Here is a 22,482-nt window from a genome sequence, read left to right as displayed (position 1 = left end):
CTTCTGGTGTCCCCAGGATAGAAAGACCCTGCGCTGGAGACACCAGAAGCGTGGGCTGCCGCTTAGGGACGCATGTACCAGCCGCCGGAGACGGTGATGGTTTCGCCAGTGACGAAGGCGGAGTCGTCGCTGCACAAGAAGGCGACGACCGACGCGACGTCCTCCGGCAGGCCGAGACGGCGCAGCGGCGTTTTCTCGATCTCGACTTCGAAGTTGGCGCGGTGCTTGGCGATGAACTTCGACTCGATGATGCCGGGAGCAACGGCGTTGGCCCGCACACCACGCGGCCCGCCTTCGAGCGCCAGAGTGCGCGTCAGCGAATGCAGCGCCGCCTTCGCCGCGGCGTAGGGGCCCTCACGCCCACCACCGAGGTAGCCCGCGACCGATGTCACGGTGACGATCGAGCCGCGACCGAGCTCGTACATCCCGGGCAACAACGCCCGCGTCAGGTACCACGGGCCTGAGAGGTCGACCGCCATCGTGTGGTCCCAGTCGGCCGGATCCATCTCGGCCACCTCGGTCAGCACGTTGATCGCCGCGTTATTGACGACGATGTCGACGATCCCGAAACGCGCGTGCACGTCGGCGAGCGCGGCGTCGATCGACGCGCGGTCGCCGACGTCGAGCACGACGCCGCACACCCGGTCAGCACCGAACTTGTCGGCCAACTCCTCGGCGACGGCGCGCATGCGCCGCTCGTGATTGTCGGTCACCGCCACGCGCGCTCCCTCTTCGAGCAGGCGACGAGCCGTCGCCTGTCCGATGCCGTCGCCCGCCGCGCCCGTCACCAGCGCGACGCGACCGGTGAAACGTTCGGCCGTCATTGCGCTGCCGGCTTCAGGTCGCCCTGCGCCACCCAGCACTTGCACGACGCCTTCCACAGCAGCTCGCGGTAGGTCTCCACGCCGTCGTGACGCTGCGGACTGAACGACACGTCGCCGTGTATGCCCATACGCATTGCCTTGATCGTCTCCAATCCTTGGACGAGCCGCGTCGGCGTCAGGTTGCGCCCCGCGTAGTTGAGGGCGGTCATGAAGGCGCGGAACTCGTCGCACGCCTGGTTGCCGGCGATGTACTCGGCCTCCTGCACCTGCCGGTCGACGTGCTGGCCGCTGTAAGCGGTGAAGTCGGCGCCGCACTTGACCGACTCGGGCGTCTCGGGAATACCGGCGGCGGCCTCGCCGAAGCGCTGGCCGGTGACGCCCCACGTGCCGTTGAAGTAGTCGGCGGGGTACGTCGACGTACCAGTGGTCGTCGTCGAGAACGCAACGTCTGACTCGAGGTACGCCGGCTTGTAACCCTGCTGCTTCGCCTGCGTGAAGAAGTTGGTCTTGGCGACGGGGCTGACGAACAGCAGCGCGGTGTCGACGTTGGCGGCGCGGAAGCGCTCGACGGCCACGGTGTCGTTCGCCCCGCCGGTCTCGGCGCCCTGCAAGCTCGTCGTCACCACCGAGGCGACGTTGTAGCCGAGCTGGCGCAGCCGGCCGACGACGTACTTCTGCATGTCGGGCGTGGTCGAAGGATCGTCGGGGTAGTAGACGCCGATGCGCTTGCCTTTGAACCGACCAGTGGAGTCTCCCCACGAGATGAGGTTGCGCAGGACGCGGCTCTGCGACATCTCCATCGTGAACAGCCACGGCCACCCGCGTTGGTAGGCCCCCTCGAACGGGCCGTCGGACGTCAGGATCGGGATCTTGTACTGCGTCGCCAGGCACTCGGCGCCGTCGGGGTAGTCGTGGATGCCGATGACGGCGAAGACGTGGTCGTCCTGGGCGAAGCCGGTGCACGTCGCCTGCTCGGCGTCGGCCGACAGGATGTTGAACGAGCGGTAGATAACTTCGAAGTCGCGGCCGGCAATCGGCAGCTGGTGGTCGCGGTGGAGCGCGGCGAGGATCGACTGGACGTGCGCCTTGAGGTCACCCTGGTTGTAGCCGGGTCCGAGCGCGGCGATGACGCTGATGTCGGGCAGCGCCACGCCGATCTTGATCGTCTTGGAGTCGACGCCGCGCTGCGCCGGCGGCTCGGCGTCGCGCTTGTTGGTCGTGGCCGTGACGCCGCGGGCCGCGCTCGACGGCGTGGATGTGCCGGCGGCGATCGTGGCGTCGGTGGCCGACGTACCGGCGGTAGTGTCGCTCGCGTCGAGCGTGCTGGCCGCCACGGTGGCCTCTGTGGTGCGGCGGGTGGCCGCGGCGTTCGAGGTGAGCGACGGTCGGTCGGGCAGCGCGATCACGGCGAACATCACGCCCACCAGGAAACCGACGGCGAGTGTCAGCATGGGACTCGAGCGGCGCAATACCGACTCAGGACCGGGCACGGGAACCTCCTCCGACCAGCGCACCCGACCGGCGCACGGCGCGGTCGTCGGTGCCGAGATAGATTGCCTTCACCGCGTCGTCCTCGGCCAGGATCGACGGCGGCCCTTCGGCCACGATGGAGCCGCTCGCCATCACCACGACGCGGTCGACGATGGCCGACACCATCGGGAGGTCGTGGTCGACGAGCACGATCGACGCGCCGAGGTACTCGCGCACGTCGGCGATCACGGGGACGAACGCCTCGACCTCGCGCTGGGCGATGCCGGCCATCGGCTCGTCGAGGAGCAGCACGTCGGCGCCGAGACCGACGATGCAGCCGAGCTCGACGAGGCGACGGGTGCCCGTCGACAGCTCGGCGACGCGCCGGTCGGCGAACGCGCCGAGGCCGAGCAGGTCGACGAGCGCGTCGGCGTCGAGCGTCTTGCGCCGTTCAGCCACACGCGACGGCGGCAGCCCGAGCAGCGACGGGACGACTTCGGAGCGCGCCGCTCGTTCGCCGGCGATGCGGAACGATTCGTGCACCGTCAGGCCGTCGAACAGCCGCGCCTGCTGGAACGTGCGACCCAAGCCCAGCTCGGCGCGCTGCTCGACCCGCAGCTGCGTGACGTCGACGCCGTGCAGCGACACGGCGCCGTGGCTTGGTGTGATCTGGCCCGACAACACGTCGAAGAAGGTGGTCTTGCCGGCGCCGTTCGGCCCGATGAGCCCGACCGTCTCGAACGGCGCGAGCGTCAGGCTGACGTCGTCGACCGCGGCGATGCCACCGAAGTGCACCGACACCGACGACGCCACCAGCGGCATCGGCTCGTCGTCGCCGTCGGCAGGCGCGGGCGGAGCGGCACGAGCGGGAAGCACGGCCCGCGGCACGTCGTCACTCGGCATCGCTTCGGAGACGGACTCGCCCGTCACCAACCGCAAGAATCGATCGCGCACGCCGAACACGAGGCCGCTGAGCCCGCCGGGGAACACGAGCAAGGCGAGCAGCAGCCCGGCGGCTGACGACGCCAGGCCGACGTTGTCGCCGAAGGCGTACGGGATGCCGCGGACCCACAGCGCGCCGAGCACCGCACCGGTGATCGTCGTCACGCCGCCGAACACGCACATGGCGACGAGATTGAGCGACTGCTCGGGACCGAAGGCGTTCACGTTGAAGGTGACGAGCAGCGCTCCGTAGAGCCAGCCGCCGAGGCCGGCGATGGCACCGGCGACGACGAAGGCGGTGAGCTTGGCGCGTCGCGGCGAGACCGACAGCGTCGCCGCGGCGCGCTCGTTGTCGCGCACGGCCATCATGGCGCGGCCCACGCCCGTCGCGCGCAGCCGGTGCACGATCGCGGCGACGACGCAGAACGCCGCCAGGCACAGCCAGTAGTACGGCAGCTCGCGCTGGAAGTCGACGCCGAGGAAGTGCGGGCGGGGGATGCGTCGTGACGACAAGCCGGTGACGTCGGCGGCGACGAGCCAGGACTGGTTGAACAGCCACGTGCTCGCCGCCAGCGCGAAGGCGAGGGTGGCGACCGCGAGGAAGAGGCCGCGCACACGCAACGCCGCCAGGCCGATCACCGCAGCGACGAGTGCACCGGCGGCGACGGCGTACAGGACACCCATCCATGCCGGATAGCCGAGTTGGTACATGCGCCCGCCGACGAGGGCCCCCAGCGCGACGAAGGCGAACTGGCCGAGCGACACCTGGCCGGCGAAGCCCGTCAGCACCGTGACGCTCAGGCCGATGAGTGCGAAGAGGATGACCGAACTCGCCAGCAGGCGCTGCGAGTTCTGCATCGGCAGCGGCGCCAGCGCCGCGAGGGCGACGAGGCCGACGAGCGTGGCCCGACGGGCGGTCACGACCGAGCGCCTGGCGGCGACGGCGCGCGCCAGCGGGCGAATGCTGCCGGCGAGGGTCCACGAGCTTTCGTCGCCGCCGCGGGCCATCTGGCCGAGGCCGCTCCGCAGCAACAAGCAGCCGACGACGATGACGAAGAGCGTCATCTCGAGGAGGCCGCCCGTCGGGTAGTTCCACTGCACCAGCAGCTCGACGACGCCGATGACGAGCCCCCCGGCGAGCACCTGCGGCAGGTTTGTGAGCTTGCCGATGAGCGCGGCCGCCAGCGCCCGCACCATCAGCGACGGGCCGAGCGCCACTTGCGACAGCAGCGGCCTGGTCGGCCCGACGAGGATCGCCGACGCGCCGGCGAGCACCCCGGCGAAGGTCCACACGAGGAGCGACACCGTCGCCACGGGGACGCCGGCGAGCAGCGCCGCTTCCCGGTTCTCCGCGCTGGCGCGGCTGGCGATGCCGACTGATGTGCGCGCCAGGAACACGGTGATCCCGGCGACGATCAAGGGCGTCACGAACAGGATCAAGAGGTGGCCGGCGTTGAGCCGCAGACTGCCGATCGTCACCAGCACATGGAACGGCGTCGGGTAGTCGCCGCCCGCGAGCCGGCCGGTACGCGGGATCAACAGGTTGGCGACGAGGAGGATCTGAGCGACGCCGAGGGTGGCCACGAGCACGACAAGTCGCGGTGACCGCCGCAGCCGCCGGATCACCGTCACCTCGGTCACCGCACCCAGGCCACCCGAGAGCGCAATCGCGAGCGGCATCGCCGCCCACCAGCTCCAGCCGTGGTTGAGCACGAGGACGGGCACGATCAGCGCCGGCAGCGCTCCCATCTCGCCGTAGGCGAAGTTGATGACGCGGCTGGCGCGGTACGTCAGCGTGAGGCCGACGCCGAGGAGGCCGTATGTCATGCCGCTGATGAGCCCGAGCACGACGATGTTGAGCGGCACCTCGAAGTGGATCACGACGCCCTCGACCCGAAGAACACGGAGCGGGCGATGTCGTCCCGGCTCGCGAGTTGTTCCGTTGCGCCTTCGAAGCGGATCTCGCCCTTCTCCATGAAGTAGGCGCGCTCGGCGATCGACATGGCAACGTTGAGCGACTGCTCGACGATCATCATCGTCGTGCCCGCGGCGGCGAGGTCGTCGACGACGCGCAACAAGTCGCCGAGGACGACGGGCGCGAGGCCGAGCGACAGCTCGTCGATGAGCAGGACGCGCGGCGCGGCGACGAGGGCGCGCGCCAGCGCCATCATCTGCTGCTCGCCGCCGGAGAGCAATCCCGCCGGACGCTCGAGCAGCGGCACCAACGCCGGGAACGGGGCGAGCGCCGACTGCAGGCGCGCTTCGACCAGCGCCCGGTCACGGCGGAAGCCGTACGCGCCGAGGCGCAGGTTCTCCCGCACGGTCAGTGTTGGGAAGGTCGCCCGACCGCCGACGACGAGGGTGAGCCCGCGCTCGACGCGGCGCGCCGGCGACCAGGCGGTGATGTCTTCACCGTCGAAGAAGACGCGACCGGATGCCGGCGTCTCGAGACCGGCCACGATCTTGAGCAGCGTCGACTTCCCCGCGCCGTTGGTGCCGAGCAACGCGACGCGCTCGCCCTCGCCGACGCGCACGCTCGCGCCGAAGAGGACCGGGAGTGATCCGTAGCTGAACGTGACGTCGTCGAGGGCGAGGAGCGGGGTCACGGCACCGTCACCGGAATGAGGGCGTACAGCGTGCACAGCAGCGCGTCGAGTTGGGCGACGCCCGTCAGCCGCAGCGGGTACGGCGCCACGCACGGCGCCGACGCGCCGGTCGACGGGGGCGGTGGTGCCGGGTCTGCCGGCTCGGCCGGCTGCTCGGTGGCCGGTTGCGGCTCGTCTTCGGGCCCAGCGGCGACATCGACGAGCGGCGGCGGTGTGAGGTCGATCGTGGGCGCCAGCGCGATGCCAGCAGCCGGTGCGTCCTGCGCGGCCGCCGCAACCGACGTCGCCCGGCGCGGCGTGGCGGCGAGCGGGGCGGCCAGCGGCGCGGCGCTCTGCGGCGTCCCGAAGAGGAGCACGGCCGCGCCAAGGGCGACCGCGAGCGACGCGGTCCAGCGCTGGCCAGCCGTCAGCGAAGCCAACGCCGCCCGTAGACGACCCATCAATCCCCCTCTCACACGACCGATTTCTGGGTTTCCAGATACCTGACGTCACTGTCGGGTTTACCATACGTCACCTATGGGTGACTGGTACGACGCCGACAACCACTACTACGAGCCGACGGATTGCTTCACGCGGCACTTCCCGAAGGACCGCGTCGACGAAGCGATCCGGACGGTGCAGCAGGCCGACGGCACCGAGCAGGTGTTCGTCGGCGACCGCCCGTTCACGTTCCTGACGGATCCGTTCCGCGAGCGCGTCGTGAAGCCGGGCGCGCTGCGCGAGATGCTGCGCAACCTCAGCTCGGGTCGGGGCGAAGACAACCCTGCCATCGAGCCGGTCCAGCCGGAGTACGTCGACCGGGACGCCCGCATCAAGGTGATGGACGCGCAGGGGCTCGAGGCGGCGCTCCTGTTGCCCACCTTCGGCGTCTGCGTCGAGCACTTCATGGACGACAACCCCGAACGCACGTATGCCAACCTGCGCGCCTTCAATACGTGGCTCGACGAAGACTGGGGGTTCGGGAGCCGCGGCCGCATCTACGCGCCCCCGCTGATGTCGCTGCTCGACGTCGACCGCGCCGTCGAAGAGTTGGAGTGGGCGCTCGATCGCGGCGCGCGCGTCGTGCACTTGCGTCCGGGCCCGCAGGGCGGAAAGTCACCGGCGGACCTGAGCTTCGACCCGTTCTGGGCGCGGGTGAACGAGGCGGGCATCACCGTCGCGTTCCACATTGCCGAGAGCGGCTACAACGAGAAGTTCTCAACGGAGTGGGGCGAAGACCCGAACCCGTCGTCGCACATGCAGTCGGCGTTCCAGTGGACGTGCTCGTACGGCGACCGTCCGATCATGGACACCGTCGCGTCGATGACGTTCCTCAACCTGTTCGGCCGCTTCCCGCGCGTGCGCATCGCATCGCTCGAGAACGGGTCGTTGTGGGTGCCGTACCTGCTGAAGGCGATGGACAAGATGAAGGGCATGGGACGCAACGGGCCCTGGCCCGGCGGCTACGTCCCCGGCAAACCAAGCGAAGTCCTGAAGCGCCACCTGTTCGTGTCGCCGTACCACGAGGAGAACATCCCGGCGCTGGTGGAGGAGATCGGCGCCAGCCAGGTGCTGTTCGGTTCGGACTTCCCGCATCCCGAAGGCGTCGCCGCGCCCGAGGACTTCCTCCCGTGCTTGCGCGGTCTCGACGACGCGTCCGTCGACGCCATCATGCGCAACAACACCCGTGCGCTCCTGGCTGAGCCCGCGGCGTGATCCCGTCGATCGCCGCGGTCCTCGAGCGCGGCCTTGCCGAACACCCTGACAAGGAGGCGCTGGTCGGCCGCGGCGGCCGCTTCACGTGGGCGACGCTCGACGACGCGGTCACGGCGGCGGCCGCCGGCTTGCGCGCTGCGGGTGTCGGTGCCGGTGATCGTTTCGCGGTGTCGCTGCCCAACGATGTCGACATCGTGATCGCTTTCCTGGCGACGCAGCGCATCCGCGCCATCTGGGTCGGCATCAACCGCGCGCTGGCGCCGCCGGAGAAGGCGTGGTTGCTGGAGGACTGCGACGCGGCGTGCTTCGTCGACACGCCTGAACGGTGGCGAGAGCTGGTCGCCGGCGGCGAGGGCCACGACGGCGCGCCGGGCGCGGTCGACCCGCACGCCCCGGCGGCGATCGCCTACACGGGCGGCACCACCGGCTACCCGAAAGGCGTCGTGCACTCGCAGCACAACTTGCTGTTGCCGGGCCACGTCTCGGCGACGACCGGCTCGGCGAATCCGGATCACGTTCTCGGCGTCGCGTTGCCCCTCACCATCTTGAACCTGCTCGTGCTGGGCCCGCTCGTCGCGTACCAGGTGGGCCAGACGCTGGTGGCGATCGACCGCGTCGACCCCGTCGGGCTTGCCGAGTGGATCCGCGACGAGAAGGTGTCGACGTTCTCGGCGGTCCCCGCAATGATCCACGACCTGCTCCACCATCCCGACGTGCGCGACGACGACCTCGTCTCGCTCGTGCGCCCCGGTGTCGGCGGCGCCGCCATTCCCGAAGAGTTCCGCGTCCTGTACCGCAAGCGTTTCGGCACCGAGATCTACTCCGGCTACGGGTTGACCGAAGCGCCTACCGCCGTCACCGTCGAGAGCCCGCTCGAGCCGCGCGTTCCCGGCTCGTGTGGCAAGGCGCTCCCCCAGGTCGAGATCGTCATCCTCGACGACGACGGCAACGAGGTGCCCGCCGGCGAGACCGGCGAGGTGTGCGTTCGCCCCGCCGCGACCGGTCCGTTCGCCGGCCTGTACACGCCGATGCTCGGCTACTGGAACCGTCCCGATGCCACCGCCGAGGCGCTGCGCGGCGGCGTGCTGCACACGCAGGACATCGGGCGCATCGGCGTCGACGGGAACCTGTTCATCGAGGACCGTAAGGCCGATCTCATTATCCGAGGCGGCGCCAACGTCTACCCCGCCGAAGTCGAGCGGGTGTTGCACGGCGATCCCGCAGTCGCGGCGTGCGCGGTAGTCGGAGCGCCCGACGAACGCCTCGGCGAGCGGGTGGTCGCCTTCGTGCAACGCAACGGCGACGCCGACCTCGACCTCGACGCGCTGCGGGCCCGCTGCGCCGTCGAACTAGCGCGCTACAAGGTGCCCGAGGAGTTCTTCGTCGTCGCCGACTTCGAGCGCACGCCGATGGGCAAGATCAAGAAGACGTCGCTGCGGGCGCAGCTGGGCTGAGGAAGCCGCGATGCACGATGGTCGTCAGGGTGTCGAGCATGCGGTCGCGACCGATGCGCACGCCGCGCGCCGCGAGCCCGTAACTGGAGCGCTCGAGCAAGGCCAGCAACGCAGCGGCGCGCATGGGATCGCCCGTCAGCGCGATGAAACGCGCCGCGAACGCGCCCATCACGTCCTCCCCCAGCGCGCGAAGGTCGGGATGGTCGACCTGGCTTTCCATCCACGCCCGCACCACCCCCTGGTAGCGGTCGTAGGCGTCGAGGAAGCGCACGAGGAACGACCGCACGGCGTCGCGCCCGGCGGCGCCGGGACCGACGGCGTCGAGATGCGACACGAGTTCGACCATGACGGCGGCGCACTCGTGCGCCAGCGTGAGCAAGAGATCCTGCTTGTTGGCGAAGTACCGGTAGAAGGTTCCGTGCGCCGCGCCGGCGCGCACCACCACCGCGTCGATCGACGCGTCGTGCCAGCCGTCCTCGGCCAGCACCTCGAGCCCGGCGTCCATCAGACGAGCCATGGTCACGCGGCCGCGCGCCCGCAACGGCCGGGACGCGGCGGGAATGCCGGCAGGAATGTGGATGGGACGCTCGCTCATCGGACGGGTGCAGCGTAATGACGACCCGCGTGCGCAACCGCGCCGGCCGCGCCGCCATCGGACGCCTCTTCCAGGCAGCCACCGACGTCTTCGGCTCGGTCGGCTACAACGCCGCGACCGTCGACGACATCGTCGCCCGCTCCGGGATGGCGCGCACCACGTTCTACGAATACTTCGGCGGCAAAGACGACCTCTTCCGTGCGGTGCTCACCGAAGTCGGCGACGACATCCACGCCCACGCCCTCAGCCTGCAACCGATTCGCGACGATGCCGCGTCGCAGGCGAGTCTGCGCGTCTGGGTCGACGGGTTCGTCACGTTGTACGCGCGGCACGCGGCGTTGCTGTGCGCCTGGACCGAAGCCGAAGCGGGCGCGGGCGAGTTCGGCGCGTTTGGGCCGAAGTTGTTCGGGTCCACCACCAAGGCCATCGCCGCGGCGATCCGCGCCGGCGACCCGACCGACGTCGATCCCGGTGCGTCGGCCGTCGCCTTCCTCTCCGTGATCGAGCGGTTGAACTACTACGCCGCCGCCGGACTCTTGGGGGTCGACGCCGACGCGATCACCGACACGCTCACGGCGGTGATCCACGACTCGTTGTTCGGCGCTAGTCGCCGAAGATGAAGGGCGGGATCGACGCGTCGGCGTTGTAACACGCATACGCGCCGCTGTTGCCACGGTTGAGCGCGATCAGGTAGCTGAGGCCGAACGGCGCGGCGATGGCAGCCGTCATCAGCGCGTTGCGCGCGTCCGCAGCGTTGCTCGCCGCCGCGGCCGCCAGGCACGCCTGTCCCGGCGCCTGCATCGCCTGCACGAAGAAGATGCTGAGCGAGACGATGAGGTCGTAGCTCGGCTTGTCCCACGGGCGGATGTTCAGCGTGGGCACGCCCGTCCACATCGCGGTGCCGACGTCATACGCGGCCTCCGCCAGGTCGGCCAGGTCACCGCGCACGACCGTATTGCCGTGCCGGTCGAAACGGCCGGCTTTGATGCGCTTGAGCTGCGCGGCGTAGTGATGCTGCGCGTCGGCCAGTTTGGCGCGACTCAACCGCAGCGCCGGAACCGCACCGGTGAGGTACGGAACGGGCTTGAACGGCTGCGGGCTCGGTGGCAGCGGCTGGCGATGCCGCGCCGTCTTCGGATTCGACCACACGGGATACGACGCGTCGAACACGCCGGTTGGCTTCGACACGAAGCTGTTCCACGGTGGACTGAACGGCGACGGGCCCTTTGGATTCGCCGGCGGCGGCAGCGCGCGGTTGTCGGGCACGAGGATCGCGTTCGTGTAACCGACGTTGTAGGCGTACGAACCGATCAGACCGTTGAGCGTCGGTACACCGTTGGACAGGTAGAAGAGCAAGTCGCCGCCGCGCAACGCCTGCTCGGCCGCCTCGATGACCTCGAGGTTGCTGCCGTCGCGTGCCGTGTCGATCGACGTCTGCAGCGACGCCGTCATGGCGTCGAAGTCGGCGGTGGTCGGGCCCGGTTCGGGGGTCTTGCATTTCGCCGTGGTCGACATGTGCAGGAACTCGTCGAGCTTCTTGCCGAACCAGATGCCACCGTAGTAACCCACCATGTGGATCAGCGCGAGGTCCTTCTCGACACGACTGCCACCGGTCCCGAGTGACTCGCCGCGCATCGCCTTTTCCTGCAGCGGGATGGCCACGTAGCGGAACCAGAAGTCGGCGCGGTCGTAGGCGTTCAGCGGGCGGTTGAGATGGCTGGCGTAGTCGTCCCAGTACCGCCGCGCGATCGTGTCGAGCCACGCCTGGTCGAACTGGCAGACGCGCTGCAGGTTGGGCGGGAACGGCACGGGGTGCTTCGACACGTCGACGCCCACGATGCGTCGACCGGCAGACGAACCGCCTTGGGCGAACGCGTCGAGCCGCAGACGTTTGACCGGCGCTATCGCGGCCGCGGCCGCGAGGCCACCCACGAACGACCGCCTGCTGATGGCCATCTCTTCCCCCACACGCCACCGCCGGCAAAACCCGACGTCGGTGTCATGTTATGCGATCAGCGGGCCGCCACCACCGAAACCGGAATGCCGTTGAGGATGGAGTTGCCCGAGACGGGATCGACGCCGAGTTCGTCGGTGAGGACGTTGGTGTTGACACCGGCGTGTTCCCGGGCGACGCGCAGTTGTACGCCGGGGTCGCCGTGGCCCCAGCCGTGCGGGATCGACACGACGCCGGGACGGATGCCGTCGGTGATCTCGACGGGCACGGTGACCTCGCCGACGCGGCTGGTGACGACGGCGGGGTCGCCGTCGGCGAGGCCGAGGCGCGCCGCGTCGTCCGGGTGCAGCTGCATGGTGCAGCGGTGCTTGGTCGACTTCAGCAGCACCGGCACGTTGTGCATCCAGCTGTTGTTCGACTTGAGGTGCCGGCGCCCGACGAGCAGGAACGGCCGCTCGGGATCGACGGCGGCGGTCATGGCGGCGGCGAGGCGCGGCAGGTCGTCCATCACCTCGACGGGTGCCAGTTCGATCTGGCCCGTCGGCGTGCGCAGCGCTTCGGGCATGCGCGGCTCGAGGGCGCCGAAGTCGATGCCGTGCGGGTTGGCGATCAGGTCGTCGAGGGTGACGTCGTAGGGGCCGGTGCGCAGCATGAAATCGACGATGCGCGCCGGACCGGTGCGGCCGGTCGCCGCGATGGCGGCGCGCACGTCGTCGCCGGCGTGTTCGGCCATGGCGTTATACGCGGCGTCGTCGGCGAGCGCCGGGTCGGCCTGCGCCGCCGGTACACCGCTCACGATCAGCGCCAGCTTCGCCAGCACTTCCCACTCGTCGGGCTGGCCGTCGTCGAGGGGCAGCACCGGCTCGGACCAGTTGGCCACGTTGCGAATGGCGAGTTGCAGCAACGACAGGTCGTAGTGCGGCTTTTGCAGCGCGCTCGGCACCGGCAGGATCACATCAGCGTGGCGCGTCGTCTCGTTGACATAGATGTCGACGGCGACCATGAACTCCAGCTGCGACATAGCCCGGTCGAGGCGGCCGCCGTTGGGCGTCGACAGCACGGGGTTGCCGGCGATGGTGACCATGCCGCGGATCTGGCCGTCGCCCGGGGTCTCGATCTCCTCGGCCATCACCGCGACCGGCAGCTCACCGAGCGTGCCCTTCATGCCGCTGACGCGCGATTCGCCGCGGTAGACGCGCATGCCGCGCCCTTTACCCGGCTCGCCGCGGGTGTTCGCCTGGCCGGCGGCGGCCTTGGTGAACATGGCGCCGCCCGGCTTGTCGAGGTTGCCCGACAAGATGTTGACGACGTCGACGAGCCAGGAGGTCGTGGTACCGAACGCCTGGGTCGTCGTGCCGATGCGGCCGTACACGCACGCGCTCGGTGCGGCGGCGAGGCGGTGGGCGATGCCGCGCGTCACCTCAGCGGCGACGCCGGTTACCTCGGCGACGGCTTCGGGCGTAAACGGCGCCAGTCCGGCGACGACGTCGTCGTAGCCGGCCACGTGGTCGGCGACGGCGCCCAGGTCGACGAGCCCGTCGGCGATCAAGACGTTGGCGACCGCCGCGAGGAAGTGGGCGTCGGTGCCGGGGCGGATGGCGACCCACTGCGTCGCCGTCTCGGCGGTGCGGCTGCGGCGCGGGTCGACCACGACCAGCTCGCCGCCGCGGGCGATGAGCGCTTCGAGCCGTCCGGGCCAGTCGGGCGCCGTCGCCAGCGAGCCGTTGGACGCGTACGGGTTGGCGCCGAGCATGAGGCAGAAGTCGGTGCGGTCGATGTCGGGGACGGGGACAGTAAAGCCGCCGAACATCAGCCCCGCCGAGATCTCCTTGGGGCGCTGGTCGACCGTCGACGCCGAGAAGATGTTCGGCGACCCGAGGCCCTTCAGCACCCCGCGCAGGAACAGGCCGGCGCCGATGTTGTGGGCGTTCGGGTTGCCGACGTAGGCCGCGAGTGCGTTGCGCCCGTGGCGCTCGATCACCCCGCCGATACCGGTTTCGATCGCGGCCCACGCCTCGTCCCAGGTCGCCTCCACGAACGCGCCGTCGCGCTTGACCAGCGGCGTCCGCAGGCGGTCCGGATCCTCGTGCAGGTCCTTGAGCGTCGACCCCTTCGGGCAGATGAAGCCGTGGCTGAACACGTCGTCCCTATCGCCGCGGATGCGGGTCACGGTGTCGCCGTCGAGGGTGATCTCGAGGCCGCACCCCGCCTCGCACAACGGGCAGGTCCGGTACGCGGTGCGCGTCGTCATGCCCGAACCGTACGCGCTAGGACTGCGGCGTGAACCGAAAGGCCGTGTTCGAGTATTGCAACAGCCTCGCCCGCGTCACCGAGGAGTACCCGTTCGGCGACGGCGTGGCCGTGTTCAAGGTCGTCGGCAAGATGTTCGCCCTCGTGCCCGTCGACGGCGCCGTCACGATGACGCTCAAATGCGACCCCGAACTCGCCGTGTGGCTACGCCAGAAGTACGCGGCAGTCGAACCCGGCTACCACACGAACAAGCAGCACTGGAACACGGTCGCCGTTGACGGTTCGATCGCCGACGACGAACTCCGCGAGATGATCGAGCACTCCTACGACCAAGTGGTCGCGGGCCTCCCGAAGAGCAAGCGGCCTCCGGGTTAGATCAAGTGCTGGCGGCATGCCGATGGTCTCCCACGCGTCGCACTTCGGCACGGGCTACGTGCCCGTCGACCGCGCCTGAGCGCGACTAGTCGTACTCGTCGAACTGTAGGTTCGCCCCGACGTTGTGGAGGAATGCGATCCATTCCGCGGATAAGACCATGCCCAACAAGCGGTGTTGCCCTGGCACGAGCGCCCAATTCGGAGGTGGCTCTTCAACGCCTGGAACTGGAGCGTCTGCGTAGTCGTCAGGGCCTTCGTCGAAGTACCGCACCACTTGGAGCTGAGCGACCATGTCGTGGTTCGTCGCCAGCAGGTCCTTGAGAACACGTTCGCTCGGATGCAACTTGCCGAACAGTTGCTTGAGATGTTGATCGATGCGCTCGGTGTCGGGGAGGTCTGACTTCAACTCCCACATGTGAAACCGCGGCAATGGAGGTGGTCCCGCAACCTTCGAGCCACGGGCGGTGACTTGCCCATCAGCAATATCGAGCCGTTCGTCGATCTCCTCGGCAGTGACCTTTGAACTCCAAATCACAAACTCAGCTGTCTGGCGTACTCGCACTCTGGCTACCTTCCGCACTAAGGCTGCTCGATCAGCGAAGGTCAAAACCTGTGGATGAGTCTCTCGCGGAGACGGCGTGTCCGCGGGACACTCATCCACAGGGGTCCGTGCGAGCTCTCACTTATACGTTCCCGTCGATCCGTCGGCGCAATCACCAGCTTGGCGTCTTCGGCCTTCGGTCTTGGAACCTTGCGGCTGTTCGGATCACTAAGGAGGGGCGCCAGCCGTCATCTTCGGAGGCTTGCGGTCGCAATGCAGCCATAACCCTCCGGAAGTCCCCACGAGCCCGCCCGGGCGCGGCTAGGTGGAGCGGCGGACGTCGCGGAAGGGGGCGTCCCTCGACTCGTCGGGTTCGCGGGGAAGGCCGAGGATGCGCTCGCCCAGGATGTTGTGCTGGATCTCGTCCGTACCGCCGGCGATCGAGACGGCCGGGACCGAGATCAACACCTCGGCGACGATCGGGTCGGACCTGGTCATCGCACTCGCACCGGCCAGCAACGTGTGGGTCCGCGCCGCCTGGCGGGCGATGTTGGACGACGACAGCTTGCCGAGCGACCCCTCCGCACCCGGCGGCTTGCCCCCCGCACGCGCGGCAGCCGCACGCATCGCCGTCCACTGCGCGGCGCGCCCGAGCGACACCGTGCGGGCGATCTCCTGGCGGGCGATCGGATCGTCGGTGTGGGCGGCGGCGACGAGGTCGGGACGCCCGGCGCGCTGGGGATACCACGTGTAGGGCTGCGAGTTGCGCAGCGTCTCGGCCGTCGCCTCTTCCCACGCCCGACCCGGTGGCGCGCTCCCGACGGGCCCGCCCCGGTGGATCGGTGCCAGCCGACGCTCGTGCGCCAGCGTCGTGAGCGCAACCGCCCATCCGTCGTTCACTTCACCGATGACGTCGGCGGCGTCAACGACGGCGTCGGTGAAGTACACCTCGTTGAACGACGCGTGGCCGTTCATCTGCCGCAGCGGCCGCACCTCGACGCCGTCCTGATGCATCGGGATGGCGAAGCACGTGATGCCGCGGTGCTTCGGCGCGTCCCAGTCGGTGCGGGCGAGCAACAACCCGTAGTCGGCGTGATGTGCGGACGTGTTCCACACCTTCTGGCCGTTGACGCGGAACACGTCGCCGTCGCGATCAGCGCGTGTCGACAGCCCCGCGAGGTCGCTACCCGCGCCCGGTTCGGAGAACAACTGCGTCCAGGTCATCTCGCCGGTGGCGGTCGGCCGCACGAGACGCGCCTGCACGTCGTCGTTGGCGTGGGTGAGCATCGTCGGGATGGCCAGGTTCATGCCCACGCCGTCGGGGAAGCCGGGCGCGCCGATCGCCGCGAGCTCGCGCCCCACCTCCGGGTCGTCCCAGCGATAGCCGTTGTCGACGAGCCGGGTCCGCCACTCGAGCAGCGAGAGGTTGGGATCCCAGAGGTCGGCGAGGCTCACGGCTTGAACGTATAACCGATCGGGAGGTGCTTGACGCCCGACACGAAGTGCGACTCGGACCACTGCGGCGTCCCGTTCGCTTCGATCGACGCCAATTGCTCGGACAGCAGCGTGAGCATCGTGCGAATCTCGCGGCGGGCGAAGTGGGCGCCGAGGCAGAAGTGCACGCCCGCGCCGAAGGACAGCTGGCGGTCCGAGTCGGTGCGGTCGATGTCGAAGGTCATCGAGTCGGCGAACACGCGCTCGTCGCGGTTGGCCGACGGGTACGACAGCAGGACCCGCCCGCCTTCGGGGATGTTCACGCCGTGCAGTTCGACGTCGTGGGTCGTGTAGCGCAGGAAGTGGCGCACGGGCGTCGTCCAGCGGATGATCTCTTCGGTGGCGCGCACGACGCGGTCGGGATCACCGGCGAGGCCGAACAGCTGCGCCGGATCGTGCAGCAGCGCCTCCATGCCGCCCGACAGGCCGTAGGACGTCGTGTCGTGGCCGGCGGTCGCCACGATGATGTAGTACCAGAGCCGCTCGATGTCGCCGATGGGCGCGCCGTCGATCTGCGCGTTGGCGATCACCGACGCGAGGTCGTCGCGGGGGTGCGCCTTGCGGTCTTCGGTCACTTCGTTGAAGTAGGCGATGAACTTCATGACGGCGCCCAGCAGCGCGGCCCCGGGATCGTCGCCGCCGAACTCGGGGTCGGCGGCACCGAACACGCCCTGGGTGAGCTCGCGCATCAGCGGCTCGTCCTCTTCGGGCACGCCGTAGATGTCCATGATCACGTGCAGCGTGTAGGGCTGCGCGATGTCGGCGGCGAAGTCGCAGCGGTCACCGAGGTCGCGCATCTTGTCGACGTACTGCTGCGCGATCTCCGCGATGCGCTCCTGTCGGTTGCCCACGACCGCCGGCTTGAACCAATCGGCGGTGACAGCTCGGTGGGTGCGGTGCTTGGTGCCGTCGAGCTGCACGAGCGACGCCGGCAGCGGCATGCCGCTCGCCTCCGCCTGCTCCTGCTGCATCTGCGGGCCGAGCACCGAGAAAGGCGTGTTGAGCCACGAGTTGTGGTCGCGCTCGATCGACGCGATGTCTTCGTGACGCGTCAGCACGGTGAAGGGCGCGAAGCCTTCGAAGTCGGCCTCGATGACCGGGGTCTCGGCGCGCAGCTTCGCCACCCGGGCGTGCCACTCGTCCATGTCGGCCCACAGGCGCGGGACGACGAACAGCGCCGCGGGGTGATCGACGGGCGGTTCGGGCGGAACTTCGATCATGGTCATTTCTCAAGTCCTTTGATCAAGAGGTCGAGGGCGTCGTGCATGGCGCGACCGAGCTTTCCCTGCTTCGTTGGGCGCCCGTCCCGGTCGACGCGGGTGGCGAGCCAGTGCATGGTGATGCCGCCGAGCAATCCGGCGATGGTGGCGGCAACGAATACAGGAGCGTGGGACGTCGCGAACTCGCCCGAGCGCTGGCCGTCGTCGACGATGCCGGTGACGAGCATCAGCAACTCGGGGAACGGCGGCGGCGCAGTGTCGGCGTCGACCGTGACCACGTGGGCAAAGTCGAGCGCCATGGCCCGGACGGCCGGACCGCAGTTCGTCCACGCGTCGGCCAGCTCCTCCTGCATGGCGAAGAGTTGCTCAGTGGCCGTGGGCTCCTTCAGCCGCGCGATCCGCGCCGTCACGCGTTCGGCGAGCCGTCGGTTGAACTCGGCGACGAGACCGGCCTTCGATCCGTAGTACCGGAAGAACGTGGCGCGGCTGACGTCGGCCAGCTCGCAGATCTCTTCGACGGTCACGTCGTCGTAGCCGCGCTGGGCGAACAGCGACAGGGCGGCGTCGAACAGGTCGTCGGCCGTACGCTGCTTCTTGCGTTCCCGCAAGCTCGAAGACGTGAGACTCACGTCTCAAATACTAGTGAGGTTTCAGAATGCTGAACACCGGAGACACCGTCGACGACTTCGAGCTACCCGACGAGACGGGAACACCCCGCACGCTGTCGGGCCTCCTCGAAAGCGGCCCGGTAGTGCTGTTCTTCTATCCCGCGGCGATGACGAGTGGCTGCACCGCCGAGGCGTGCCACTTCCGCGACGTCGCCAAGGACTTCGCCGAAGTGGGCGCCCACCCGGTCGGCATCAGCGCCGACAAGGTCGACAAGCAGAAACAGTTCGCCGACAAGCACGGCTTCGGCTATCCGCTGCTCGCCGACTCCGACAAGAAGGTCGCGACGATGTTCGGCGTCAGCCGTGGGCTCGGGCCGATCAAGCTGCGCTTCGACAAGCGCGTCACCTTCGTCATCGACACCGACCGCACCATCCTCGCCGTCATCAAGTCCGAGACGTCGATGGAAAAGCACGCCGACGAGGCCCTCGCGGCGCTGAAACCCCGCGCGTCGTAGCCCCCCTCGGGTTTTGGTCCGTCTGAGACAGAAAGACCCTGGCTGAGACGGACCAAAAGGTAGAGGGTCGACGTCGACGGATTACGCCACTTGACTTATTACGCCACTTGACTTACTTTGTCGGCGTGGCGGTGCGGGGAGAGGCGGCGCGCGCGGCGCTGGTCGAAGCGGCGGAGCGTTTGTTCGCGCAGCGCGGGATCGAGGGCGTATCGCTGCGTGACGTGTCGGCGGCGGCCGGCCAGCGCAACCACAACGCCGCGCAGTACCACTTTGGCGACCGCCTCGGGTTGGTGGCCGCGGTGTACGAGAACCGGATGCGCGTCGTCAACCAGCGCCGCCAGGCCCATCTAACAGGAGTCGCCGATGGCGACGTGCGCGGCCTCGTCGCCGCCATCGTCGTCCCGCTGGTGGAAGTGGTGGCGGAGGTCGACGGCTGGTACGCGCGCTTCCAGGCGCGCGCCCGCTGGGACACCGAGGCATGGGACGCGTTGCAGCGCGTCGCGACCGGCGCCCCGTTTGCGACCGCGATGCGCAAGCTCAACCGCGCCCTCGACGACTTGTCGCGCCCCATCCGCCACAGCCGCCTCGACCAATTGATGACGCTCGTGCTCGGCACGATCGCCGGCTGGGAAGGCGCGGGTGATCGCGGCCAGGCGCGCCTGTCGCCCGAAGTACTCGCCGACGAACTGATCTCCACCGGGGTCGCCGTGCTGACGGCGCCCGTCCTCGAAAGGACACGTCCATGACCATCACCGCCGACCTCAACGGCCTCCTCACCGACTATCACCCCGGGCCGCGCGTCTACAGCCGCACGCCCGACGGGTGGGCCGACACGCCCTACTCCCGCTTCACGGTCGAGCCGCTGACACCGACCATCGGTGCGGTCATCAACGGTGTGTCGCTCGCCGATGATGTCGACGACGAGCTGTTCGCGCAGCTGAACCGCGCGCTGCTCGAGTGGAAGGTCATCTTCTTCCGCAACCAGGACATCACCGGCGAGCAGCACGCCGACTTCGCCGCCCACTGGGGTCCGCTCGAGTCGCATCCGTTCATCAAGCTCACGACCGACCAGTCGCACGGCAAGGCCGAAGTCGTCCGCTTCGAAAAGGGCCCCGACCTCGGGGGCTACGAGAACGTGTGGCACTCCGACGTGACGTGGCGCGAGATCCCGTCGCTCGGTTCGGTGTTGCGCGCCATCGAAGTGCCGCCGGTCGGCGGCGACACGATGTGGGCGGACATGTGCGCCGCCTACGACGGCCTCAACGACGCGACCAAGCAGCGCATCGAGGGTCTCGTCGCCGAACACGACTGGCTCTACAGCTTCGGCCTCACCATGAAGCCCGCCGAGCGCGACGCGCTGCGCCAGGACTTCCCGCCGGCGCGTCACCCCGTCGTGCGCACCCATCCGGAGACCGGACGCAAGATGCTGTACGTGAACCGCGGCTTCACGCAGTTCATCGTCGGCATGGATCCCGACGAGAGCCGGGCGCTGCTCGAGCAACTGTGGATCCAGGCCGGCTTCGGCGAGTACCAGTGCCGCTGGAAGTGGCAGCCCGGCGACGTCGCCTTCTGGGACAACCGCTCGACGCAGCACTACGCCATTTCCGACTACTTTCCCAACCGCCGCGTGATGGAACGCATCACGATCATCGGCGACCAGCCCTTCTAAGTAACGTCGGCGCGTCATGGCTCGCGTCGCCGTCGTCGTCAGCACGTACAACCGGGCCGGGTACCTGCGCGAGTTGGTGAAGTGCCTGGAGGCGCAGACGTTTCGCGACTTCGAAGCCGTAATTGTCGACAACGCGTCGACCGACGACACGCCGACCACTGGACTGGCGACGCTCCGCCTCGACGCGAACCGCGGGCCCGGCGGCGGGCGCAACGCCGGCGTCGCCGTCACGGACGCGGAGATCATCGTGTTCACCGACGACGACTGCCTGCCGACGCCGACGTGGCTCGAACACCTCGTGCCGGTATTCGACGATCCCGACGTTGTCGTGGTGCAGGGCCGCGTCGATCCCGATCCGGCGACGCGGAACCAGATGGGTCCCTTCGACCACACCATCTCAGTGCACGGGCCGTCGCCGTTCTTCGAGACGGCGAACGTCGCCTATCGCCGGACGGCCTTCGACGCCGTCGGCGGGTTCCACGAGCGCACGGGGCGCGCCTTCGGCGAGGACGCGCTGCTCGGCGCCGCGGTGCTGGCGCGCGGCGGGCGCCGCGCCTACGTCGACGTCGCCGTCGTGTACCACCGCTGCGTCAGCCGCACGTTCGAGCAGCACCTCGCCGACGAGCGCCAGCTACGGCTCTTCGCCGGCCTACCGGGTCTCAAGTCGGGCTTCCTCAACCGCACGACCGCACTCTTCGACCTCGGCGTCGTCGGTGTCATCGGTGCGCTCGCGCTGCGGCGCGCCTGGCCGCTCGTCCTCGCGCTCCCCTGGCTCAACCGGCGCCTCCGCGCCACGCGCGGCTACACCGGCAACGACGTCAGCCGCATCCCCCGCATCCTGGCCAAGTACGCCGTCTCCGACGCGGTCGCCTTCGCGTCACTGGCGGAAGGGGCCATCAAGCACCGCCGCTTCCTCCTCTGAACCAGCCTGTGTTCTGTGGCACCCAAAACGGGTGCGACAGAACACAAGTTTGTGGGTTAGGCGCCGAGGTAGGCCTTCTTGACGTCTTTGTCGTCCATGAGGTCATCGGCGATGCCTTCTTTGACGACGCGGCCGCCGCTGAGCGCGTAGGCACGGTCGGCGACGCGCAGCGCGGCGCGCGCCATCTGCTCGACGAGCAGGATCGTGGTGCCGGCCTCGGCCAGGCGGTGGATGGTGGCGAACATCTCGCTCACGAGACGGGGGGCAAGGCCGAGCGACGGCTCGTCCATCACGAGCAGCTTCGGCTCGGCCATGAGGGCGCGCCCGATGGCGAGTTGCTGCTGTTCACCGCCGGACAGGAACCCTGCGTACTGCGCCCGCCGGTCGTGGAGGACGGGGAACATGTCGTAGATCTTCTCGGCGGCGACGAGGCGGTCGCCGTTGCGCTGGCGCTTCTTCAATCGGTAGGCGCCAAGCAACAGGTTCTCCTCGACCGTCGCCGACGGGAACACGTGGCGGCCTTCGGGCACGTGCACGAGGCCGAGTCGGGCCACGCGGTGCGCGCTCATGCCGACGAGCTCGCGCCCGTCGAAGCGGACACTGCCGCTCACGTGCATGCTCGGCAGCAGCATCGACGTGACGGCGCGTAGCGTCGTGGTCTTGCCCGCGCCGTTGCTGCCGATGATGGTGACAACTTCGCCCTCCTCGACGCGCAGCGACACACCTTGCACCGCGTCGGCGGCGCCGTAGCGCACCGACAGATCGTGGACTTCCAACAGGCTCATGCGGCATCAGTCCCGAGGTAGGCGGAGATCACGGACTTGTTGCGCTGGATCGACCGCGGGGTGCCTTCGGCGATCTTCTGACCGAAGTCGAGCACGCTCACGCGATCGCACACCTTCATCAGCAGCTCCATGTGGTGCTCGACGAGCAGGATGGTGATGCCCGTCGCCTTGAGCCGCTTGATCAGGGCCAGCAGCTCCTGGAGGTCGTGGGGGTGCAGACCGGCCGCGGGCTCGTCGAGCAGCAACAGATCGGGATCCGATGCCAACGCCCGCGCGATCTCGAGGCGGCGCTGCTCGGCGAAAGGCAGCGACCCGGCGAGTTGATCGCCGCGCCCGTGCAGACCGACGAGGTCGAGCAGCATCGACGCGCGCGCCGTTGCCATGCGTTCGGCGCGCCGGGCCGCCGGCGTGGAGAGGGCCGACTGCCACAGGCGCACGTGCAGCGCGCGGTGACAGCCGACGAGCACGTTGTCGCGCACCGTCATGCGCTTCCACAGGTGCAAGTTCTGGAACGTGCGGGCGACACCCAAGGCGGCGCGGCCGGGGGGGGGGGGCGGCCCCCC

22 protein-coding genes are annotated in these 22,482 nt (G+C 69.1%); 8 read left to right on the top strand and 14 right to left on the bottom strand.

Translation table 11 applies throughout. The features are described from left to right. Positions 1-62: 62 nt before the first annotated feature. From VHC63_00110 to VHC63_00090, 5 genes are read right to left on the bottom strand one after another with little or no spacing between them, the layout of a single operon-like run. Positions 63-824, bottom strand: coding sequence for an SDR family NAD(P)-dependent oxidoreductase (locus tag VHC63_00110; GenBank protein ID HVV34976.1), 762 nt, complete (start codon positions 822-824; stop codon positions 63-65). Further along, complete coding sequence (locus VHC63_00105) at positions 821-2,314, bottom strand: ABC transporter substrate-binding protein (GenBank protein ID HVV34975.1); 1,494 nt, start codon at positions 2,312-2,314, stop codon at positions 821-823. Before VHC63_00105 ends, VHC63_00110 begins: the two co-directional genes overlap by 4 nt. Continuing rightward, positions 2,301-5,117 (bottom strand): ATP-binding cassette domain-containing protein, encoded by a 2,817-nt coding sequence (locus VHC63_00100; protein HVV34974.1) that lies wholly within the window; start codon positions 5,115-5,117, stop codon positions 2,301-2,303. The genes VHC63_00105 and VHC63_00100 overlap by 14 nt, the downstream gene beginning before the upstream one ends. Continuing rightward, positions 5,114-5,842 carry an ABC transporter ATP-binding protein gene (locus VHC63_00095; protein HVV34973.1) on the bottom strand — a complete coding sequence of 243 codons (729 nt, stop codon included), beginning with the start codon at positions 5,840-5,842 and terminating at the stop codon, positions 5,114-5,116. The genes VHC63_00100 and VHC63_00095 overlap by 4 nt, the downstream gene beginning before the upstream one ends. Beyond that, positions 5,839-6,261 (bottom strand): hypothetical protein, encoded by a 423-nt coding sequence (locus VHC63_00090; GenBank protein ID HVV34972.1) that lies wholly within the window; start codon positions 6,259-6,261, stop codon positions 5,839-5,841. The genes VHC63_00095 and VHC63_00090 overlap by 4 nt, the downstream gene beginning before the upstream one ends. Before the next feature lie 97 nt (positions 6,262-6,358). On the opposite strand from VHC63_00090, the gene VHC63_00085 reads away from it, so the two are divergent. Further along, a complete protein-coding gene (locus tag VHC63_00085; protein HVV34971.1) occupies positions 6,359-7,537 on the top strand; it encodes an amidohydrolase family protein in 1,179 nt (392 codons plus the stop codon). Then, positions 7,534-8,991, top strand: coding sequence for an AMP-binding protein (locus VHC63_00080; GenBank protein ID HVV34970.1), 1,458 nt, complete (start codon positions 7,534-7,536; stop codon positions 8,989-8,991). The genes VHC63_00085 and VHC63_00080 overlap by 4 nt, the downstream gene beginning before the upstream one ends. Here the strand turns inward: VHC63_00080 and VHC63_00075 are convergent. Next, complete coding sequence (locus VHC63_00075) at positions 8,957-9,586, bottom strand: TetR/AcrR family transcriptional regulator (GenBank protein HVV34969.1); 630 nt, start codon at positions 9,584-9,586, stop codon at positions 8,957-8,959. The two genes, VHC63_00080 and VHC63_00075, sit on opposite strands and share 35 nt — an antisense overlap. A 17-nt stretch (positions 9,587-9,603) precedes the next feature. Here VHC63_00075 and VHC63_00070 point away from each other — a divergent pair, with 17 nt between their 5' ends. After that, the gene (locus VHC63_00070; GenBank protein HVV34968.1) at positions 9,604-10,206 is read left to right on the top strand and encodes a TetR/AcrR family transcriptional regulator; all 603 of its coding nucleotides are present in this window, start codon (positions 9,604-9,606) and stop codon (positions 10,204-10,206) included. Here VHC63_00070 and VHC63_00065 read toward each other — a convergent pair. After that, positions 10,190-11,542 (bottom strand): hypothetical protein, encoded by a 1,353-nt coding sequence (locus VHC63_00065; GenBank protein ID HVV34967.1) that lies wholly within the window; start codon positions 11,540-11,542, stop codon positions 10,190-10,192. The two genes, VHC63_00070 and VHC63_00065, sit on opposite strands and share 17 nt — an antisense overlap. Positions 11,543-11,598: 56 nt before the next feature. After that, complete coding sequence (locus VHC63_00060) at positions 11,599-13,791, bottom strand: molybdopterin oxidoreductase family protein (GenBank protein ID HVV34966.1); 2,193 nt, start codon at positions 13,789-13,791, stop codon at positions 11,599-11,601. A 29-nt stretch (positions 13,792-13,820) separates the two neighbouring features. Between VHC63_00060 and VHC63_00055 the strand changes: the two genes are divergently transcribed. After that, positions 13,821-14,165, top strand: a complete 345-nt coding sequence (locus VHC63_00055) for an MmcQ/YjbR family DNA-binding protein (protein ID HVV34965.1) — start codon at positions 13,821-13,823, stop codon at positions 14,163-14,165. A gap of 85 nt (positions 14,166-14,250) precedes the next feature. Here the strand turns inward: VHC63_00055 and VHC63_00050 are convergent, their stop codons facing one another. The 4 genes from VHC63_00050 to VHC63_00035 form a co-directional block, all read right to left on the bottom strand. Next, complete coding sequence (locus VHC63_00050; GenBank protein ID HVV34964.1) at positions 14,251-14,727, bottom strand: DUF4279 domain-containing protein; 477 nt, start codon at positions 14,725-14,727, stop codon at positions 14,251-14,253. Between the two features lie 300 nt (positions 14,728-15,027). Next, complete coding sequence (locus VHC63_00045) at positions 15,028-16,161, bottom strand: acyl-CoA dehydrogenase family protein (GenBank protein HVV34963.1); 1,134 nt, start codon at positions 16,159-16,161, stop codon at positions 15,028-15,030. Then, entirely contained in the window at positions 16,158-17,426 is a 1,269-nt protein-coding gene (locus tag VHC63_00040) for a cytochrome P450 (GenBank protein HVV34962.1), read from the bottom strand. Before VHC63_00040 ends, VHC63_00045 begins: the two co-directional genes overlap by 4 nt. Further along, complete coding sequence (locus VHC63_00035) at positions 17,423-18,049, bottom strand: TetR/AcrR family transcriptional regulator (protein HVV34961.1); 627 nt, start codon at positions 18,047-18,049, stop codon at positions 17,423-17,425. Before VHC63_00035 ends, VHC63_00040 begins: the two co-directional genes overlap by 4 nt. Positions 18,050-18,075: 26 nt before the next feature. On the opposite strand from VHC63_00035, the gene VHC63_00030 reads away from it, so the two are divergent. From VHC63_00030 to VHC63_00015, 4 genes are all read left to right on the top strand, one after another. Continuing rightward, a complete protein-coding gene (locus VHC63_00030; GenBank protein HVV34960.1) occupies positions 18,076-18,543 on the top strand; it encodes a peroxiredoxin in 468 nt (155 codons plus the stop codon). 125 nt (positions 18,544-18,668) lie between these two features. Next, a complete protein-coding gene (locus tag VHC63_00025; protein ID HVV34959.1) occupies positions 18,669-19,289 on the top strand; it encodes a TetR family transcriptional regulator in 621 nt (206 codons plus the stop codon). After that, positions 19,286-20,212: a TauD/TfdA family dioxygenase gene (locus VHC63_00020; protein HVV34958.1), complete on the top strand. Its 927-nt coding sequence runs from the start codon at positions 19,286-19,288 to the stop codon at positions 20,210-20,212. Before VHC63_00025 ends, VHC63_00020 begins: the two co-directional genes overlap by 4 nt. A 16-nt stretch (positions 20,213-20,228) precedes the next feature. After that, positions 20,229-21,134, top strand: coding sequence for a glycosyltransferase family A protein (locus VHC63_00015; protein HVV34957.1), 906 nt, complete (start codon positions 20,229-20,231; stop codon positions 21,132-21,134). Positions 21,135-21,190: 56 nt separating this feature from the next. On the opposite strand, the gene VHC63_00010 is transcribed toward VHC63_00015, so the two are convergent. Both VHC63_00010 and VHC63_00005 read right to left on the bottom strand, forming a co-directional pair. Further along, positions 21,191-21,919, bottom strand: a complete 729-nt coding sequence (locus VHC63_00010) for an ABC transporter ATP-binding protein (protein HVV34956.1) — start codon at positions 21,917-21,919, stop codon at positions 21,191-21,193. Then, on the bottom strand, positions 21,916-22,482 hold a 567-nt coding region (locus VHC63_00005; GenBank protein ID HVV34955.1), incomplete at its 5' end, for an ATP-binding cassette domain-containing protein. The genes VHC63_00005 and VHC63_00010, both read right to left, overlap by 4 nt.

It is taken from the genome of Acidimicrobiales bacterium, assembly GCA_035546775.1.
Taxonomy (GTDB): Bacteria; Actinomycetota; Acidimicrobiia; order Acidimicrobiales; family JACCXE01; genus JACCXE01.
Note: the sequence above shows the minus strand (reverse complement) of the source record. Positions and strands in the feature narration are given on the sequence as shown.

Excerpts from the sequence above, each read along its gene's own strand:
- VHC63_00110 (HVV34976.1), bottom strand. The coding sequence starts at position 824 with ATGACGGCCGAACGTTTCACCGGTCGCGTCGCGCTGGTGACGGGCGCG.
- VHC63_00085 (HVV34971.1), top strand. The coding sequence starts at position 6,359 with ATGGGTGACTGGTACGACGCCGACAACCACTACTACGAGCCGACGGAT.
- VHC63_00075 (HVV34969.1), bottom strand. The coding sequence starts at position 9,586 with ATGAGCGAGCGTCCCATCCACATTCCTGCCGGCATTCCCGCCGCGTCC.
- VHC63_00070 (HVV34968.1), top strand. The coding sequence starts at position 9,604 with ATGACGACCCGCGTGCGCAACCGCGCCGGCCGCGCCGCCATCGGACGC.
- VHC63_00065 (HVV34967.1), bottom strand. The coding sequence starts at position 11,542 with ATGGCCATCAGCAGGCGGTCGTTCGTGGGTGGCCTCGCGGCCGCGGCC.
- VHC63_00060 (HVV34966.1), bottom strand. The coding sequence starts at position 13,791 with ATGACGACGCGCACCGCGTACCGGACCTGCCCGTTGTGCGAGGCGGGG.
- VHC63_00040 (HVV34962.1), bottom strand. The coding sequence starts at position 17,426 with ATGACCATGATCGAAGTTCCGCCCGAACCGCCCGTCGATCACCCCGCG.
- VHC63_00030 (HVV34960.1), top strand. The coding sequence starts at position 18,076 with ATGCTGAACACCGGAGACACCGTCGACGACTTCGAGCTACCCGACGAG.
- VHC63_00020 (HVV34958.1), top strand. The coding sequence starts at position 19,286 with ATGACCATCACCGCCGACCTCAACGGCCTCCTCACCGACTATCACCCC.
- VHC63_00015 (HVV34957.1), top strand. The coding sequence starts at position 20,229 with ATGGCTCGCGTCGCCGTCGTCGTCAGCACGTACAACCGGGCCGGGTAC.
- VHC63_00010 (HVV34956.1), bottom strand. The coding sequence starts at position 21,919 with ATGAGCCTGTTGGAAGTCCACGATCTGTCGGTGCGCTACGGCGCCGCC.